We start from the raw sequence: 16,267 nt of genomic DNA, 5'->3' as shown, positions 1-16,267 counted from the left end.
ATCTGAACATGGCCATTGGTCGCTCTTCGCGACGCCCGACAATAAGGAGCCAGTCAGATGACTCGCACAATCAAGTGGCTGCCGACCCTCGTCCTCGTGGCGATGTCGGCCCTGGCGATCCCGGCATCCGCCGGGGCTGCTGACAAACCGAATATTCTGGTGATCTTCGGTGATGACATCGGTCAGACCAACATCAGCGCCTATTCCATGGGCGTGGTCGGCTATAAAACCCCGAACATCGACCGGATTGCCAAAGAAGGCATGCTGTTCACCGACTATTACGCGGAGAACAGTTGCACCGCTGGCCGTTCTTCGTTCATCACCGGCCAATCCCCGTTGCGCACCGGCCTGAGCAAAGTCGGCGTGCCGGGCGCGCCGATCGGTCTGCAAAAACGCGACATCACCATCGCCCAAGCGCTGAAATCTCAAGGCTATGCCACCGGTCAATTCGGCAAAAACCACTTGGGTGACCGCGACGAATACCTGCCGACCAACCACGGTTTCGACGAGTTCTTCGGCAACCTTTATCACCTCAATGCCGAAGAAGAACCCGAGCGCCCGTACTGGCCCAAGGACGATCCGGATTTCGTCAAATCGAGAACCCCGCGCGGGGTGATACACAGCTACGTCGACGGCAAAATCGAAGACACCGGCGCCCTGACCGCCAAGCGTATGGAAACCATCGACGACGAAACCACCGCCGCCGCGCAAGTCTTTATCGAGAAGCAGGCCAAAGCGGATAAGCCGTTCTTCGTCTGGATGAACACCACGCGCATGCACTTGTTCACCCACGTGCGTGAATCGATGAAGGGCCAGAGCGGCATGCCCGGCAACGACTATGCCGACGGCATGCTCGAACACGACGGTGACGTCGGAAAACTGCTGAAAACCCTCGACGACCTGAAAATCACCGACAACACCATCGTCGTCTACACCACCGACAACGGCCCGAACCAGTTCTCCTGGCCGGACGCCGCGACCACGCCGTTCCGCAACGAGAAAAACTCCAACTGGGAAGGTGCCTATCGCGTACCCGCAATCGTGCGCTGGCCGGGCAAGATCAAGGCGGGTGAAGTGTCCAACGAAATGTTCTCGGGCATGGACTGGTTCCCGACGCTGCTCGCCGCAGCGGGCGATAACGGTGTCAAAGACAAACTGCTCAAAGGCTGGGCGCCCGTCTCGGGAGGCACAAACTTCAAAGTGCACCTGGACGGCTACAACCAGTTGCCCTACTTGACCGGCCAGCAGGCAAAAGGCGAGCGCAGGGAGTTCTACTATTTCAACGACGACGGCGTACTGGTGTCGATGCGTTTTGACAATTGGAAAGTGGTCTTCGCCGAACAACGCGAACCGGGCGGATTCCCGGTATGGAGCAGCCCGTTCGTGCCATTGCGCGTGCCGAAACTGTTCAACCTGCGCATGGATCCCTACGAACGCGCCGACGTAGTTTCCGACCAGTATTACGACTGGCTGACGAAAAACTCATACCTGCTGGCAGCGGGCGTGGGCAAGGCTGCGCGGTTCCTGCAGACCTTCATCGAATACCCGCCAAGTCAGAAACCGGCGAGTTTCAGCATCGATCAGATTCGCGCAGCGGTAGACGCGAAAATCGAAGAGAAAAGTCGCATGCAGACCAAACAATAAACTCAATCCCCTCGCCACACCCACCCGTGGCGAGGGTATTCATCCCCGATGGGCTGCGCAGTAGCCCCAAAACCAGCCCACCCCGGTGTATCAATCACACCGCATGCACCGGGCTTACGACTGCTGCGCAGCCGGTCGGGGATAAATCCCCTCACCACAGGGAAAGTGTTGCTCTTCCAAAATGGTGTACTGCCTAAAAATTAATCTTGAACCCCAACATAGCGTCGTACCCATGACTGTCGCCATCAAACCCTTGGCGATACCCCGCCGAAGCGGTAAACGTCGTGCGCCGATTCGCCTGATAGTCCACCCCGACATTCACCTCGCCCCACGTGCCCTGAATATCCGACTCGAACGGGATGTAACCCGTCTCCGAAGAAAACTCGGTCTTCGGCTGCCCTTTGAATTCGTGCCAGACACTCGGCCGAATCCACGCATTGGTGCGCCGTGCGCTTTTGTCGACGCCTTCGGTGTCCCAATCCTTGGCGATGCGCACACCCGCGCGGCCAATCAATGAGTCGACGTCGCGGAAGCGGATTTTTGCGCCGGCGTCGTCGCTGCTATCGAGGTCGACGTAGCTGTAGATCGCCTGCAATTGCGGTTCGATGTACCAGTTTTTGTCGAACTCATACGGGTAGCCGTTCTCCAGCGAAGCGGTGTAGCCCCAGCCCCGGGTTTTCAGTTTCGGCAGGTTGCTCGGTTTGGCTTCGACGTCGAAGCGATTGACCTGGAACACGCCATCCAGATACCAGCCCGACGGGCCGAAGTGCGTCCAGTAGGCGCCCAAACCATAAGCACGCAAGGTGTCCTCCCCGGCGTTGCGACGGGTGTAATGGCTGACGCCCGCGTCGATGCTGCCCGCCGACAGCGAGATGCCGGCCTGCTCATGACTGCCGTCAGTTCTGACCTTGCGATAAAGGTCAGTGCCGACCTGAAACGCCGTCAGGTCATAGTTGTATTCAGGCGTGTTGCCCAAGGCGTTTTTGCGATCGCCATCCTGCTTGCCGCTGCGATAAATCACCCGGCCCCAGCCCATGGACGGTGTCGTCGTCGATTCATCTTCTTTGGGCAGTGGATCGCCGGCATTCAGGCGTTCTTCGCCCACGCGCTCGTGCAGGGTGTCGACCACCGTCCGCCCGTAAACCAGCGCCAGTGCGGGTACCGCGCCGTACAGGGAGACTTCCGGGCGATAGTTCGGCACGGGAGCAGGCGCAGGCGTTGGATCGGGGTCTGGCGTCGGGTCGGGATCGGGCGTTGGATCCGGATCTGGCGGCGTCGGAGGCGCAGGTGGCTCTGGCGGCCCATCCGGCACGGGCGCATCGGAACGCAGAAACCAGCTGTTGCGCGCACTGCCATCATCGCCGCCCTGCTGCAGGCGATACTCATACGGCCCGGCGACGACGCGGCTCGCCAGGCGAAACGCATTGGCATCACCGGCCCCGGCGCTGTTGTTGAGCGCCTCGACCACCGCGATACCGTTGCCCTGCGTCACCGCGCCCTGCCCGCCGACATTGCGCACCGCAAGCCCCGTGGCGCCGCCGCTACCGGTCGCGATCGAGTCGACCACCAACATGTCAGAACGACTGTCGGCACCTCCCGCATTCAGCGTGGTATTGAGCAGCAAGCGACCGCCATTGGAGACAAACACCCCGCCACCGTTACTGCCCGCAGTAGAAGCGCCGCTGATCAACAGGACGTTGCCAACCGTGTTGGTCCCGCCCGGAAGATCGAGGGTGCCGCTGTTGGTGAAGCGATTAACGCCAAGCAACTGCCCCTGCACCGCACCGCCCGCAGTCGGCGTGTTGAACGTCTGCCCAAACGGCAGATACGCACCACTGCTACTGAAATTAACGATGCCGTTTGCCGGTTGCTCTGCCAGGCGGATCACGCCGCTGTTGTCGATACTGTTGGCACCCGAAGTACCGAGGTTGCTGGCCGCCACACCCCACGTGTCCCGCGTGCCGCTGCCGGTTGAATCGGTAAAATTGCGCAGCGTCCAGGTGCCGCGGTTGGCCACCGTGCTCGCCGCACTCACAGCGTTCACCGAGCCGGTCATCTGCCCAATGTTGTCGAGGGTAAATGTCGTGCCGGGCGTGGTCGCATCGCCGCGCACCGCAACATCGCTGAGCGAACCGATGACGCCTGTGTTGTTCAGCGATTGCGTCGCACCACCCAAGGCGATACCGCTGCTGTCGGCCCAGCCCCCCTGAATCGTTGCGCTGTTGCTGACGTTGGCAACGCCGCCCACGGTCAACACGGCGATGCCCGATGAATTCGTCCCTCGCGAGGTGATCGCTCCGCTGTTCGTGACCGAAACATTCGCCGCACCCGACGCTTCAGCCAGAATCCCCTGACTGTTGCTGGCGCCCTGCGTTTGAATCGAGCCGGTGTTGACGATGGTTTGCGTACCATCGCCGGACAAGGTGCGAATGCCACGCTGCTGATCACCGCGAGCGATCAGTTGCCCGCTATTGCTGATATTCACTGTGCCCGCGCCCGTGCCGCCGTTGAACGCGCTACCGGCAAGAATCGCCGCGCCAGCCCCATTGACGTCAATCAGCGTGCCGGTGAACACCGCGCTGACATTTCCGCCCAGCGTCAGCGCCTGCAAACCAAAGGAGCCAATGCCACTGCCGTCGCCCGTCCCCGCGTCGGAGTGCGTGATGATCGTGCCGCTGGCGGCGATGTCTACGGTTCCTGTCGGGGCTTGAGTCGTGGCGTAAATACCGTTGGCATTGCTGTTGAAGGTTTCGATTCGATCGCCAGAATAGTTGACCCGGACGTTGCCCCCCGTTGAGTCCACCCGAATGCCGCCCGCGCCAAAACCGCTGGCGGTGATGTTGCCGGAGTAATCAATCAGCACATTGTTCTGTTCGGCGCTGACGATGATGCCGTAAGCGCGATTGGTGCTCTGCGCGCCGAGCACGGTGAGATCGCCACTGCCCGTGACGGTGACATCGCCGGTACCGCGCTTGATGATATAGATCGCCCGCGCACCGACATTACTGGCGATGTTGCCGACGTTGATCGACGCATTGTTTTCGATACTGATCGAACCCAGCCCACCAGTATTGTCGTTGGCGTAAATCCCGTGGCCACCGCCGCCAGTGGTAGTGATGGCGCCGTTGTTGACGACATTGATACTGCCAACGGTCGAAATCGCACGAATGCCGAAGCCGTTGAGGCCGTCGGTATTGATCGTGCCACTGTTGCTTAGAAGCGTATTGCCAGCGCCGCCTTCAGTGAAGATGCCGAAGGCGTTCATGCCCAGTCCCTTAACACTGGCCGCATTCACCACGGTGGTGTTGCCATTGATCGCGCGGGTATGCACCCCGGCGTGGTTGCCGACGCCAGCGGTCGGCAAGGTGTCGTCGATGATCGGCAGACCAGCCGACAGCGCATCATCGTTGTTCACCAGAATATTCACCCCGGCACCGACATTGACGTTGTTGTCGCCGCTGCCCGTGGCCTTCGTCCAGATTCCGTTACCGCCCAGCAGGGTGATCTGCCCATTGCCTTGGTGGCTGACGTTGATCGCTCCGCCGCCGCTGCCATTGACGTCGATGCCGTCATGCTCGTTGCCGACGACCGAGTTGAGGATGTTCAGGGTGGTGCCGGACGTCACCGTGACCGTCGAAGAACCCGCGCCGGCATTGGTGATCGCCAGCGCATCGAGGCCGCTGCCGCCGATGTTGACGGTGTTGGTGCCGCCGTCGACGGTCAGCGTCGCGTTGCCGGTCGTGCCGATGACATTGGAAAACACCGCGTTGGCGGCGGTCGGTGGTGTGCTGTTGACGGTCGTGCCGCTGAGGCTGAGCGCCGAGTTGCTGTTGTTGCCGCGAACGAGTACGGAAGAGCCGGCCGTGGTGGTGATGCTCGTGCCCGCCTGGGTGCTGATCGCAGCGGCGACACCGACGGTCGGCGTGCAGGTTTGCGAGACGTTATAGGCGCCAGCAGCCAGCGGGCCACAGGCGGCGTGAGCATCGGTCAGGGTCAGGGCATTGGCCATGGCGACCAGCAAGGCACTGCGAAGAAAGTGCGGGGCATGCCCGCTGAATGGATGCACACAAGCGCTTTGCATGAAAACCTCCTTGTCCAGCGTTTTCCCCCGTGGCAGGCGACTGACGGCACCACCGGAGTCTTGCGTGGTAAATACAGCTTTAAACCTTAGTAGCTATTTCGAAAGATGGCGGAAAACCCGTGGCCTGCGCAGTGTTTCTGCACGGCTTTATCCATTCAGCTGAGTTTTTGATCCAAAGCAATATTTGCCCGCCAGCGCCGCCGTAATCTGTCTTTGCTGGAAGACAGCCGTGCTGTGCGCACGTCACAGGCCTTGGGCCAAGGTGGCGACAAATGAATAAAAAACGCATCGTCTGGGGGAGCATTCTCCTGGGGTTTCCGTGTGTCTTGCTTCCCGTATTGTTGATGGGTTATCTGGCCTGGGTGCTCAATCTGCACGCCGCGCAACAACGTCTGGAAACCCTCGCAGCCGTCGCCTCCAGTCGGGCCAGCGGCACCTTCAACGAAGCCGCCAGCGCCCTCAAAACCATCGCCGGCTCAAGCCTGGCGCCCTGCACACCCGAGAGCATCGACGAGATGCGCCTGCTGACCATCAACACCTTTTCAGTGAAGTCGGTCGGTTATGTCGAGCAAGAGATTTACGCCTGCGGTTCCTGGGGCCCGGTCGGTCACCACGCAACGCCATGGCCGGAAGACTTCACCACCACCGACGGCGTGCGCGTGTCGCTCGGTGTGCAGTCGCGCATCGTCCCGGCCAAGCCGATGATGGCGCTGCAATACGCGGCGTTCAATGTGCTGGTCGACCCCGCACAATTTCTTCATGTGATGCTCGAAGAGGATATGCACCTGACAGTCGGCACCGCAGCGGGCCAGTTGGTCAGCGCCTCGCGACCGGGAGCGGAGCATTTTCTCAGCCGCGTGCACTCGGGTTCGCATTCGGCTCTGGACGGAGGTTACCTCTACACCCTCGTGCACAGCGGTGACTGGGTGGCGATTGCCGCGATCTCCCGGCATGAGTTGATGCAGGGGCTGGTTCGCCGGGAAATGCTGCTGTTGCCCATCGGCGGTTTGCTCGCCGGCCTGCTGGTGTTGCTGATTGCGCGCCGCACACGCCAACGCCTGTCGCCGCTGGCCGAGCTGAAACTGGCGGTGCGTAATCGCGAATTCGTCGTTCACTATCAACCGATTGTCAGCCTCAGCGATGGCGCCTGTGTCGGTGCCGAAGCCCTGGTGCGCTGGCAGCATCCCGACGGTTCGATGGTCTGCCCCGACGCGTTCATTCCGCTGGCCGAACGCAGTGGCCTGATTCTGCCAATCACCGATCAAGTCATCGATTCGGTGATGCGCGACCTCGGCCCCTTGCTGGTCAAGGAGCGCGGCCTGCACGTGGCAATCAACCTCGCCGCCAGGGACGTCAGCAGCGGGCGCTTCCTGCCCGGCCTGGAGGCTGCGCTGCACAAGGCTGGTGTGCAGCAGAATCAGATCTGGCTGGAAGCCACCGAACGCGGTTTCCTCGACATCGACGCCGCCCGCGCCACGGTCAATCACGCCCGCGAGCTGGGTTATCTGGCCGCGATCGACGACTTCGGCACAGGCTTCTCCAGCCTGCAACACCTGCAACGGCTGCCGCTGGACGTGCTGAAAATCGACAAGTCGTTCGTCGACAACATTGAACAGGATGCAGCGACCGGATCGGTCACCGGCCACATCATTGAGATGGCCAAGAGTCTGCAATTGAAGATCGTCGCCGAAGGCATCGAAACCGAGGCACAACGGGATTACTTGCGCGCCAATGGTGTGCACTTCGGTCAGGGCTGGCTGTTTGGCAAAGCGATGCCGGTCGAGGAATTTCTGCGCTTTCAACACGCGCGGGCAAACGTGGTCAGCGACCACGCTGCGCTGGAGTCGACCGTGTGATCAGGCATTCCACAAAATAAATGAACCCAACGCACCTCTTGCCACCTAACGCATAGACCATCAGGAGGTAGCCAATGCATATCGAAACCGTGTGGATCGTACTGGCGGCAGTTCTTCTGCTTATCGAGCTTTGGGCCATCAATCGGGTGCGCAAAAGCGAGGGGAAATCGAGTACCAAGGGCGTGTGGATCGTGCTGATCGTGTTTGTGCCGCTGTTCGGTTTGATTGCCTGGGCGCTGGCGGGGCCCAAGCACATCACCCATGGCGCGACCTCTAATTCCAGCCGCTAAACCGATAGAGGGTGAGGGAGATTGCTCCCTCACCCATCGGGTTCATTTACTGTCTTCAGGCTTGTCCTGCTGTATTTGCAGCGACGCTTTGCTCTTGTCGCCTTCCTTGTTGGGAGCATCGTTGGAACCCTCGTAACAACCTTGCAGCAGCATCACGCTGCAGATCCCCAGACACGCGCAGATTTTCTTCATGATCGTCTCCTGAACACTGAATTTGCCATCGCCGCGAATGTGCGCGCGATGCGTTGCCTCTGTGGGTGGACGCTACAATCACCCATCAGTTCGAACTTTTTCGTTGATTGCAGGGACGTTGAAATGGGTAATGGAGCAGGCAAACGCATTGTGGTGGTTGGCGAGGGCCGCGTATCGGCGGCACTTGAGGCGTGCCGTCCCGATCGGTTCTGCCGTTCAAGCTAACAGTTCAGCGATCCAGCGCACCTGCCGAGCGGTGTCCTGCACTTTCGCCTCGGGCACTGCATCGCGGGCGTGGGCGAACTGGGCCAGTGTTTTCTGTTTGTACTTCAACTTGCGCTGCCACTTACTCAGAAACGCCGCGCTGCGGGCGCGCATTTGCAAGGGACCGAAATACAGTTCTTCGTCGGTGTAAGCCACTGGCCCGGCACGTTCGGCGACGATGATTTCGTAGTAGAAACGGTTTTCGTGCAGCAGTTCTTCACAGAGGATGGTGTAGCCGTTGTCCATCAACCACTGACGCAGCGGCTGCTCGCCGCCGTTGGGTTGCAGGATCAAACGCTCTTCACCGCTCAGATGGGTTTTACCGCTGTCGAGGATGTCGCGAATCGTCTCGCCGCCCATGCCGCAAATGGTCAGCGCAGTGATCGCGTCGCCCGGTTTGATCGCCGCCAGACCGTTGGCATGGCGCACGGTGATGTGTTGCTCAAGATCGTTTTCGCGCACGGTGCGTTCAGCGGCGCGAAACGGCGTCAACGCGACCTCGCCCGCCACCGCCGAGGTGATCGCGCCACGACGCATCAACGCCACCGGCAAATAGCCGTGATCGGAGCCGATATCGGCCAGGCGTGCGCCCGCCGGTACGTGCGCAGCCACGCGTTCCAGGCGTTGGGACAAGGTGTTGTGGTTCAACAAAAGACTCCTTCGAGCGACGGCTTTTGGCGGTGTGCGACCCTTCGCGAAGGTGTGGCAGCCAGTCAAACGGCGGAGTTTGCCCAACGGCTGCGGACATCTCAAGCGAATCGTCTGGCGGTTGCGCCGCAGGTGCCGGTGGTTCGGCTTTGTCGGAAGCGGCGGATTTCGCGGTGGCCCGACTGTCCCCTTCGCGAGCAGGCTCACTCCTACAGGGGAACGCATTTCAAACTGTAGGAGTGAGCCTGCTCGCGATAGCTTTTTCAGCCGCGCCGCATCAACCCGCCGGCACCTCAAGCCCGACCTTCACCCGATCCAGCGCCACAATGGTTTTGAACCACGTTACGTTGGTGTTCTCGGCAAACAATCGCCGCGCCAGCGCCTGATATTCCTGCATGCTGGCGACCGTCAGTACCAGCACGAAATCCACCTCGCCGGTGACGTAATAGCACTGCTGAACCTCGGGCACCCGGAAGTGCGCTTTCATTGCCTCCAGCGCCTCAATGCTGGTGCGCTCTGCCATCACCTCGACAATGATGGTGATCGGGCGACCCACCGCATTCGGATCGACAACCGCAACATTGCCGGTAATCACGCCCGCCTCTTCCATCCGCTTGATGCGGCGCTGAACCGCCGCCGTGGACAGATTGACCTGCTCGGCCATCAGGCGCAGCGGCATGGCGTTGTCGCGCTGGACGAGTTCGAGGATGGCACGGTCGAATTTATCCAGTGATTGGGGTGTAGCGACGCTTTTGACCATGTCGGGCTCGCGAGAAATTTTCTCGAAAACTAGCAGAAAACTGCGCACCTTTATCCAGTCGTGCGAAATATTATCTTGCTCGCAGTCGGCATTCGCCGGCTGATCGAGAATTTGCACAGGGTAATGTTGGCCATGGACGCACTGTTTCATCTCTCCCCTGTTTTGCTGGTGACCGCCATGTTGGTCGTGCTGCGCCGGCCTCCGGTTCAGGCCGCTGTCGCCGGCACGCTGCTGGTGATGGTGCTCTGGATTGCAGGCGCAGCTGATGCCTGGCAATCGAGCAGCCTGCTGGGCGCAGCTCAAGACACCGCCGTGTTGTTCGCCAGCACTGCATTCGTGATTGTGCCGGGGCTGGCGTTTGTCATGATGATCGAGCGACTCGGCGTCAATTTGGTCGTCAGCCAATGGGTGCGTTCGCTGGGACTGGGGCGCGGCGATCAAGTGGTGTTTATCGTGCTCGGGCTGGCGCCGTTGCTGGAGGCGATGACCGGTTTCGGTGTGTCGCTGATTGCGACGGTGCCGCTGCTGTTGAGTCTATTCGAACGCCGGGTTGCCTTGCGCATTGCGCTTACCGGGATGGCGATCATGCCGTGGGGCACATTGGGCCTGGCCTCGGTGATTGGCGCTTCGCTGGCGCATCTGGATGCCGCCATGCTGGCGCAGACGTCGGCGCTGACCAGTGCGCTGGTTTTCCTCGGATTGGCAGCGTTGGCGTTGTATCTGGCGGGTGCGCGGCAATGGCAGGAATGGCGGGCGCTGGGCGCGTTTTGGTTGATCTTCATCAGCGTGTTGTATTGCACCAGTCGCTGGCTGGGGCCGGAAGTCGCCGGTGTTGCCGCAGGTCTGGTGACGGCGACCGCTGCACTGTCCGCCGGACTATGGCGACGGTCTCGCAACACGAGCGAACGCGATGAGCTGCATTGGCCGCGTCAGGCTTGGCCGTATCTGTTGTTGATCGTCAGCATCGTCGCGCTGAAAGTCTTGTGGGCAATCACCGGTTGGCAGAATCACTGGGTGGTGCAAGGTGCTCAGGTCAGCTGGAAACCACTGGCGTCACCCGGTGTGGCACTGCTTCTGGTGTTGATCGGGTTAAGCTTTCACAGGCGAAAAAACGTTACCGACAGCGGCATGCTGAGCGGATTGGCTGCGCGCGCCAAACGGCCGTTGCTGACGATTTTCTTCTTTCTGGCGATGTCGCAGATGATGGTCAAAGCGGGTTTTCTCGCGGGCCTGATGCAATTGCTCGCGGGTCTTTCGCCCAGCGCCGCGACCTCGCTGGTTGCACTGCTGGGTGCGCTGTCAGGCTACATGACCGGGTCGAACGTCGGCGGCAACGCGATCTTCATGCCCGCCATCGCGATGCTGCCCGAGTCTTCGCGTCTGTTGTTGGCAGCGGTACAAAACAGCGCGGCCGGGCATGCGGCATTGGGCTCGCTGTCGATCGTCATGTTGATTTTGGGGTTAGCCAAAACACAGGCCAAAGAAGAGAGTGAACTGGTCAGGTTTGGCTTTGCGCTGGTGTGTCTGAATACGGCGCTGGTCGCTTTGGCTGCCGGGGTGTTGAGTGTGTGGATTGGATAGTGATTCGAGATAGACTCGCGCCGAAATATTCAACGAAACGGAATTCACCTCATGTTCAAACGCAACACGCTCGTCCCGGAATTGATGGTCACCGACCTGCCGGACAGCCTGAATTTCTGGGTGTCCTGCCTGGGGTTCACCATCGCCTACCAGCGCCCGGAAGACGGCTTTGCTTATCTGGATCTCAATGGCGCCCAAGTCATGCTGGAGCAAGTCGATCCGCAGGCGGGTCAATGGCTGACCGCGCCGTTGAGCAAGCCGTTTGGCAGAGGTATCAACCTGCAGATTGATGTTGTGGCGGTCGCCCCCGTCATCGAGAAACTGGGTCATGCCGGGTTTGCGCTGTACCGGGAGTGCAAGGACACGTGGTACCGGGCGGCGGATGTGGAGGTGGGTCAGCGCGAGTTTATTGTTCAGGATCCGGACGGGTATCTGGTGAGGCTGGTGCAGCGGTTGGGTGAGCGGGCGGTTTGAACGCAGGTACCTCAATCAACGCTGATCCCTTGTAGGAGCCGAGCTTGCTCGCGAAGGCGGCGTAACTGTCGATAGAAATGTTGAATGCGCCGGCCTCTTCGCGAGCAAGCTCGGCTCCCACAGGATAGGTGATCAACAATGCTGTCCCGTTCACTTCCGCGATCCGAGTTCAGGTGCTGATGATGCCTAGAGTACAGACTGTAACCATTGATTTGAGTGAAGTGACGAGTTCCGCCGAACTTCACGCGTTGCTGCGCGAAAGCCTGGGTTTCCCTGATTGGTACGGCTGTAACTGGGATGCGTTCTGGGACGCGATTACCGGGCTGGTTGATATGCCGCTCAAGCTGCAGATTTCAGGATGGCAGGCGTTCTCCAGCCACTTGCCTAGGGATGCGCGGCTGATGCAAAAATGCCTTGAGCAGATGACGACCGAGTTTCCCGATCAGGCCTCCATTGTAGTGTTGAAATAAAAAGGGACGCACCAGCCTTTGCGTCCCTTTTTTATGGCTGCTAACCGATCACTGCACCTTGTATTGCATGAACTTCTCGACCATCTGATCGACCGTAAATGTCGCCGGGCGCTGACGTGGCGGGAACTGCTGGAAGGTGGCAAGGAACTGCTGAACCCGCGCCATGGCTGGCAACCCGACAACGCCGACTTTCTTGTCCCACCAACCGTTGTAGTTGTTGGAATCAGTGTCGGCGCGTTCGAACGGATCGCGGCGCAGGTTGAACACTTTAGGGATGCGCAGCTCTACAAACGGGTCGCGCCAGACATCAAATTTATGCGCGCGCTGCTCAGCGAACACCAGTTTCCAGTCGCCGTCTCGTACGCCAAGCAATTTGCCGTCGTCGCTGAAATAGTAGAAATCGGTGCGCGGGCCTTTGGCTTCTTTGCCTTCCAGATACGGCAGGAAGTTGTAGCCATCCAGGTGCACTTTGAAATCCTTGGTGCCGGCCTTGTAGCCCTTGAGCAATTGCTCTTTGACATCCGTCACGCCGGCAGCGGCGAGCAGGGTCGGCATCCAGTCCTGGTGCGACATGATCTGGTTGGAAATGGTGTCGGGCTTGATGTGGTTCGGCCAACGGACGATCGCCGGGACACGGAAACCACCCTCCCAGTTGGTGTTTTTCTCGCCACGGAACGGCGTGATGCCCGCGTCCGGCCACTGGTTGAAGTGCACGCCGTTGTCGGTGGAATAGATGACGATGGTGTTGTCGGCGACGCCCAGTTCATCGAGTTTTTTCAACAACTGACCGACCTGGTCGTCGTGTTCGAGCATGCCGTCGTTGTAGTCACCCTGCCCCGACTTGCCCGCCACTTTGTCGCTGATGTGGGTGTAGTAATGCATGCGCGTGGAATTGAACCAGACGAAGAATGGCTTATCCGCTTTGACAGCTTTGTCCATGAAGTTGGTGGACGCGGCGAGGAATTCCTCGTCTATGGTTTCCATGCGTTTTTTGGTCAGCGCACCAAGGTCTTCGATCTTGCCGTCGGCGCTGCTGCGGATCACGCCACGGGGGCGGAACAGCTTGTCCATGGCCGGGTTCTTGGTCCAGTCCGGGTCTTCCGGGCCTTCTTCGGCATTGAGGTGATAAAGGTTGCCGAAGAACTCGTCGAAACCATGGTGGGTCGGCAGGTATTCATCGCGATCGCCCAAGTGGTTTTTGCCAAACTGGCCGGTGGCATAGCCCAGCGGTTTGAGCAGTTCGGCGATGGTCGGGTCTTCGGGTTTGAGCCCGGTAAGGGCGCCGGGAATGCCGACTTTGGTCAGGCCGGTGCGCACCGGATGCTGGCCGGTGATGAATGCCGCGCGTCCAGCGGTGCAGCTCTGTTCGCCGTAATAGTCGGTGAACATCACGCCTTCTTTGGCCAGGCTGTCGATGTTGGGCGTCTGGTAACCCATGATGCCGTTGCTGTAGCGGCTGATGTTGGTGATGCCGATGTCATCGCCAAAAATCACCAGGATGTTCGGCTTATCGGCCGCCAGTGCCGAAGACATACCCGCCGCCAGCAAGGCGAACGCGCCGCACCAGCGCTTGAGCCGGTCGCTCGTGTTCATCATCGTTTGATCCTTTCTTGTAGTTGTCGGGTGAAGCGCAGTGGCCGTAGGCTGCCTTGTGGCGCACTCACCGACTTGACAGATCACGCCAGTGTTTTGTCATTTGACGCCAATCACCCATTGGAGGTGATTAAGCAAGAAAGGTAGTTGCGTCATGCGGGGATCTAACAGAATGGGCGACAGGTTCTGGCGACCTGTCACCCTTGGTGGGTGTTAATCAAAAGCCCCGTTGAGTACTTCGTAGATGAGACCCGTCGCCAGCGCGACAAGGATCAGATCCGTGCCCACCTGCTGCCATTCATAGCCGTCGTAATGCGGCAGATGGCCGACGAGGCGTCCATCCAGTTTCTTCGCGATCCCCGGTGGCAGGGGCTTGCCGCGTGCGAGGTTTTTCTGGATCCCGGGCGGCAACGTCGGCCCCGGGCTCCAGTAATCGCGATAGCCACCGACAATGCCGAGCACGTTGCCGCGGTCGATGCCTGGGCCATTGCCCCAGTCGCCACCGGACTTCTTGCCCTTGTTGCCGTGCCCGTCCTGTCCACCCTGGTTCTGCACGTTTTGCGAGTTGCCTTTACCGTTGCCCTGGCCCTTTCCGTTACCGAGATCGGCCAGCGCGGCGGTAGAACCGACAATCAGCGCAACGCATGAAAGCGCTGCAATCGTTGAGCGTAATCTGAACATGAGAGGTTCCTTCATGGTTGCGTGCTCCCGTGTTTTCCGGACGCTGCACGTTCAGCTTAGATGATTGAACGGGCACAAGTTCAGGAGGCGACTGCACAGCGATTTGACGTCCCTGACCAGCTTCTGGCTGTCGGTTAAAAACCCTCCTGCCGCCATGGATACGTCTACGCTCATTCCATTCCCCCAACAGCGCACCCGCATCCGGAGCCACCGACATGATCCGTCCCTTGCTGACCGCCCTCACCCTCCTCGCTCTGAGCCTTCAGGCTCACGCCGACATCACGCCGTTCCCCGCAGGCTTCAAGACGCAGGACATCAAGGTCGAAGGCGCGACGATGCACGTTCGGGTCGGCGGCAAAGGCCCGGCGGTGGTGCTGTTGCATGGTTTTGGCGATACCGGCGACATGTGGGCGCCGCTGGCGACGGATCTGGCGCGCGATCACACGGTGGTGGTGCCGGATCTGCGCGGCATGGGTTTGTCGTCGATCCCCGAGGGCGGTTATGACAAGAAGACACAGGCCGGCGATATTCGCGGCGTGTTGAGCGCGCTGAAGATCGAACACTCGGTGGTCATCGGCCATGACATCGGCACGATGGTCGCGTTTGCCTACGCCGCACGCTATCCGCAGCTCACCGATCGTTTGGTGGTGATGGACGCGCCCGTGCCCGGCATTACGCCATGGAACGACATCGTGCGTTCGCCGATGCTTTGGCACTTCGATTTTGGTGGCAAGGACATGGAGCGCTTGGTGGCTGGCCGCGAGCGCATCTACCTTGACCGCTTCTGGAATGAGTTCGCCGGCAACCCGGCCAAGGTCGATGAACAAACCCGTCAGCACTACGCCAAACTCTATGCGCGCCCGGGCGCCATGCACGCCGCTTTCGCGCAATTTCGCAGCATTCGTCAGGATGCCCTCGACAACGAACCGGTGTTGCAAAAACACTTGAGCATGCCGGTACTGGCGGTGGGCGGCGAGAAATCCTTCGGCAACAACGAGGCGATCGTCATGCGCAACGCCGCCGACAACGTCACGGAAGTGGTGATTCCTGCGGCAGGTCATTGGCTGATGGAAGAGGCACCGGTGCCGACGATTAAAGCCGTTCGGGACTTTATATCGCTGTGACCCCAGTTGTTGATTGCCTGGACTCGATCCATAGGTCAGGATTCACCCCTTTTCCAGCGGAGAGCAAACGTGGAGCGTCTATTCGTTTATGGAACCCTGGGCCCGGGGCGACCGAATGAGCATGTCATGCTGAAGATCGGCGGTGTCTGGGAAACTGCCACGCTCAAAGGCCGTTTGGCCGAAGCCGGTTGGGGTGCGGAATTGGGTTATCCCGGCCTGATCATTGCCGACGATGGCGACGACATTGCCGGCTACGTGTTCTCTTCCGAGCATTTTGCCGAGCACTGGGCTGCGCTTGACGAATTCGAAGGTTCTGAATACCAACGCCTGCTGACGCAGGTGACTCTGGCAGACGGCTCAACCATCGACGCTTACGTGTACGCTCTTCGCTAGTTGTTATTGCGCCTTTAAAACCGAGTAAAACCGATGAACCGTCAAAAGAAACTCAAGCAGTTGTTCAAGGAAAAGGCCAAAAAGGCCAGCGCCAAACTGGCGCCGAAAAAGCCGAAATACATCAGCAAGGCTGACCGCCTGAAGCTGGACGCCGAGGCCGCTGCAACCCCAGGCGAAACCGCCGAAAGCTGATCCCCGCGTTTCAGGCCCGATTGC

15 protein-coding genes are annotated in these 16,267 nt (G+C 59.9%); 9 read left to right on the top strand and 6 right to left on the bottom strand.

Translation table 11 applies throughout. The features are described from left to right. Positions 1 to 57: 57 nt before the first annotated feature. Complete coding sequence (locus tag AD669_RS11320) at positions 58 to 1,644, top strand: arylsulfatase (RefSeq protein ID WP_053119703.1); 1,587 nt, start codon at positions 58 to 60, stop codon at positions 1,642 to 1,644. Positions 1,645 to 1,837: 193 nt separating this feature from the next. Here AD669_RS11320 and AD669_RS11315 read toward each other — a convergent pair whose 3' ends face one another. Further along, on the bottom strand, positions 1,838 to 5,725 hold the full coding sequence (locus tag AD669_RS11315; RefSeq protein WP_053119701.1) for an autotransporter outer membrane beta-barrel domain-containing protein: 3,888 nt from the start codon (positions 5,723 to 5,725) through the stop codon (positions 1,838 to 1,840). A 272-nt stretch (positions 5,726 to 5,997) separates the two neighbouring features. On the opposite strand from AD669_RS11315, the gene AD669_RS11310 reads away from it, so the two are divergent. After that, positions 5,998 to 7,581: an EAL domain-containing protein gene (locus AD669_RS11310; protein ID WP_053119699.1), complete on the top strand. Its 1,584-nt coding sequence runs from the start codon at positions 5,998 to 6,000 to the stop codon at positions 7,579 to 7,581. 74 nt (positions 7,582 to 7,655) lie between these two features. Further along, entirely contained in the window at positions 7,656 to 7,871 is a 216-nt protein-coding gene (locus tag AD669_RS11305; RefSeq protein ID WP_053119696.1) for a PLD nuclease N-terminal domain-containing protein, read from the top strand. A gap of 42 nt (positions 7,872 to 7,913) precedes the next feature. Here the strand turns inward: AD669_RS11305 and AD669_RS28590 are convergent, their stop codons facing one another. The 3 genes from AD669_RS28590 to AD669_RS11295 all read right to left on the bottom strand — a co-directional run bounded on the left by AD669_RS28590 (position 7,914) and on the right by AD669_RS11295 (position 9,735). After that, positions 7,914 to 8,063 (bottom strand): hypothetical protein, encoded by a 150-nt coding sequence (locus AD669_RS28590; protein ID WP_172680105.1) that lies wholly within the window; start codon positions 8,061 to 8,063, stop codon positions 7,914 to 7,916. Positions 8,064 to 8,279: 216 nt separating this feature from the next. Beyond that, positions 8,280 to 8,975 carry a class I SAM-dependent methyltransferase gene (locus AD669_RS11300; RefSeq protein ID WP_053119695.1) on the bottom strand — a complete coding sequence of 232 codons (696 nt, stop codon included), beginning with the start codon at positions 8,973 to 8,975 and terminating at the stop codon, positions 8,280 to 8,282. A 277-nt stretch (positions 8,976 to 9,252) separates the two neighbouring features. After that, on the bottom strand, positions 9,253 to 9,735 hold the full coding sequence (locus AD669_RS11295) for an Lrp/AsnC family transcriptional regulator (protein ID WP_053120453.1): 483 nt from the start codon (positions 9,733 to 9,735) through the stop codon (positions 9,253 to 9,255). 132 nt (positions 9,736 to 9,867) lie between these two features. On the opposite strand from AD669_RS11295, the gene AD669_RS11290 reads away from it, so the two are divergent. From AD669_RS11290 to AD669_RS11280, 3 genes are all read left to right on the top strand, one after another. After that, on the top strand, positions 9,868 to 11,316 hold the full coding sequence (locus tag AD669_RS11290; protein WP_053120451.1) for an L-lactate permease: 1,449 nt from the start codon (positions 9,868 to 9,870) through the stop codon (positions 11,314 to 11,316). A 51-nt stretch (positions 11,317 to 11,367) separates the two neighbouring features. After that, on the top strand, positions 11,368 to 11,790 hold the full coding sequence (locus AD669_RS11285) for a VOC family protein (RefSeq protein WP_053119693.1): 423 nt from the start codon (positions 11,368 to 11,370) through the stop codon (positions 11,788 to 11,790). Between the two features lie 182 nt (positions 11,791 to 11,972). Further along, positions 11,973 to 12,260 (top strand): barstar family protein, encoded by a 288-nt coding sequence (locus AD669_RS11280; protein WP_053120449.1) that lies wholly within the window; start codon positions 11,973 to 11,975, stop codon positions 12,258 to 12,260. A gap of 48 nt (positions 12,261 to 12,308) precedes the next feature. Here AD669_RS11280 and AD669_RS11275 read toward each other — a convergent pair whose 3' ends face one another. Together AD669_RS11275 and AD669_RS11270 are read right to left on the bottom strand one after the other, a co-directional pair. Beyond that, positions 12,309 to 13,853 (bottom strand): arylsulfatase, encoded by a 1,545-nt coding sequence (locus tag AD669_RS11275; RefSeq protein ID WP_053120447.1) that lies wholly within the window; start codon positions 13,851 to 13,853, stop codon positions 12,309 to 12,311. A 213-nt stretch (positions 13,854 to 14,066) separates the two neighbouring features. Next, the gene (locus AD669_RS11270; protein ID WP_053119691.1) at positions 14,067 to 14,534 is read right to left on the bottom strand and encodes an anti-virulence regulator CigR family protein; all 468 of its coding nucleotides are present in this window, start codon (positions 14,532 to 14,534) and stop codon (positions 14,067 to 14,069) included. A gap of 215 nt (positions 14,535 to 14,749) precedes the next feature. Here AD669_RS11270 and AD669_RS11265 point away from each other — a divergent pair, with 215 nt between their 5' ends. The 3 genes from AD669_RS11265 (at position 14,750) to AD669_RS28095 (ending at position 16,243) form a co-directional block, all read left to right on the top strand. After that, positions 14,750 to 15,658: an alpha/beta fold hydrolase gene (locus tag AD669_RS11265; RefSeq protein WP_053119689.1), complete on the top strand. Its 909-nt coding sequence runs from the start codon at positions 14,750 to 14,752 to the stop codon at positions 15,656 to 15,658. Between the two features lie 69 nt (positions 15,659 to 15,727). After that, positions 15,728 to 16,051, top strand: coding sequence for a gamma-glutamylcyclotransferase (locus AD669_RS11260; protein WP_053119687.1), 324 nt, complete (start codon positions 15,728 to 15,730; stop codon positions 16,049 to 16,051). A gap of 33 nt (positions 16,052 to 16,084) precedes the next feature. Beyond that, positions 16,085 to 16,243 (top strand): DUF2986 domain-containing protein, encoded by a 159-nt coding sequence (locus AD669_RS28095; RefSeq protein ID WP_082341425.1) that lies wholly within the window; start codon positions 16,085 to 16,087, stop codon positions 16,241 to 16,243. Positions 16,244 to 16,267 lie beyond the last annotated feature (24 nt).

The sequence above is a fragment of the Pseudomonas sp. P1.31 genome, assembly GCF_001269815.1.
In the GTDB taxonomy this organism is placed as follows: domain Bacteria; phylum Pseudomonadota; class Gammaproteobacteria; order Pseudomonadales; family Pseudomonadaceae; genus Aquipseudomonas; species Aquipseudomonas rustica.
The sequence above is the reverse complement of the archived record's forward strand: the minus strand, read 5'-3'. Positions and strand labels throughout refer to the sequence as shown.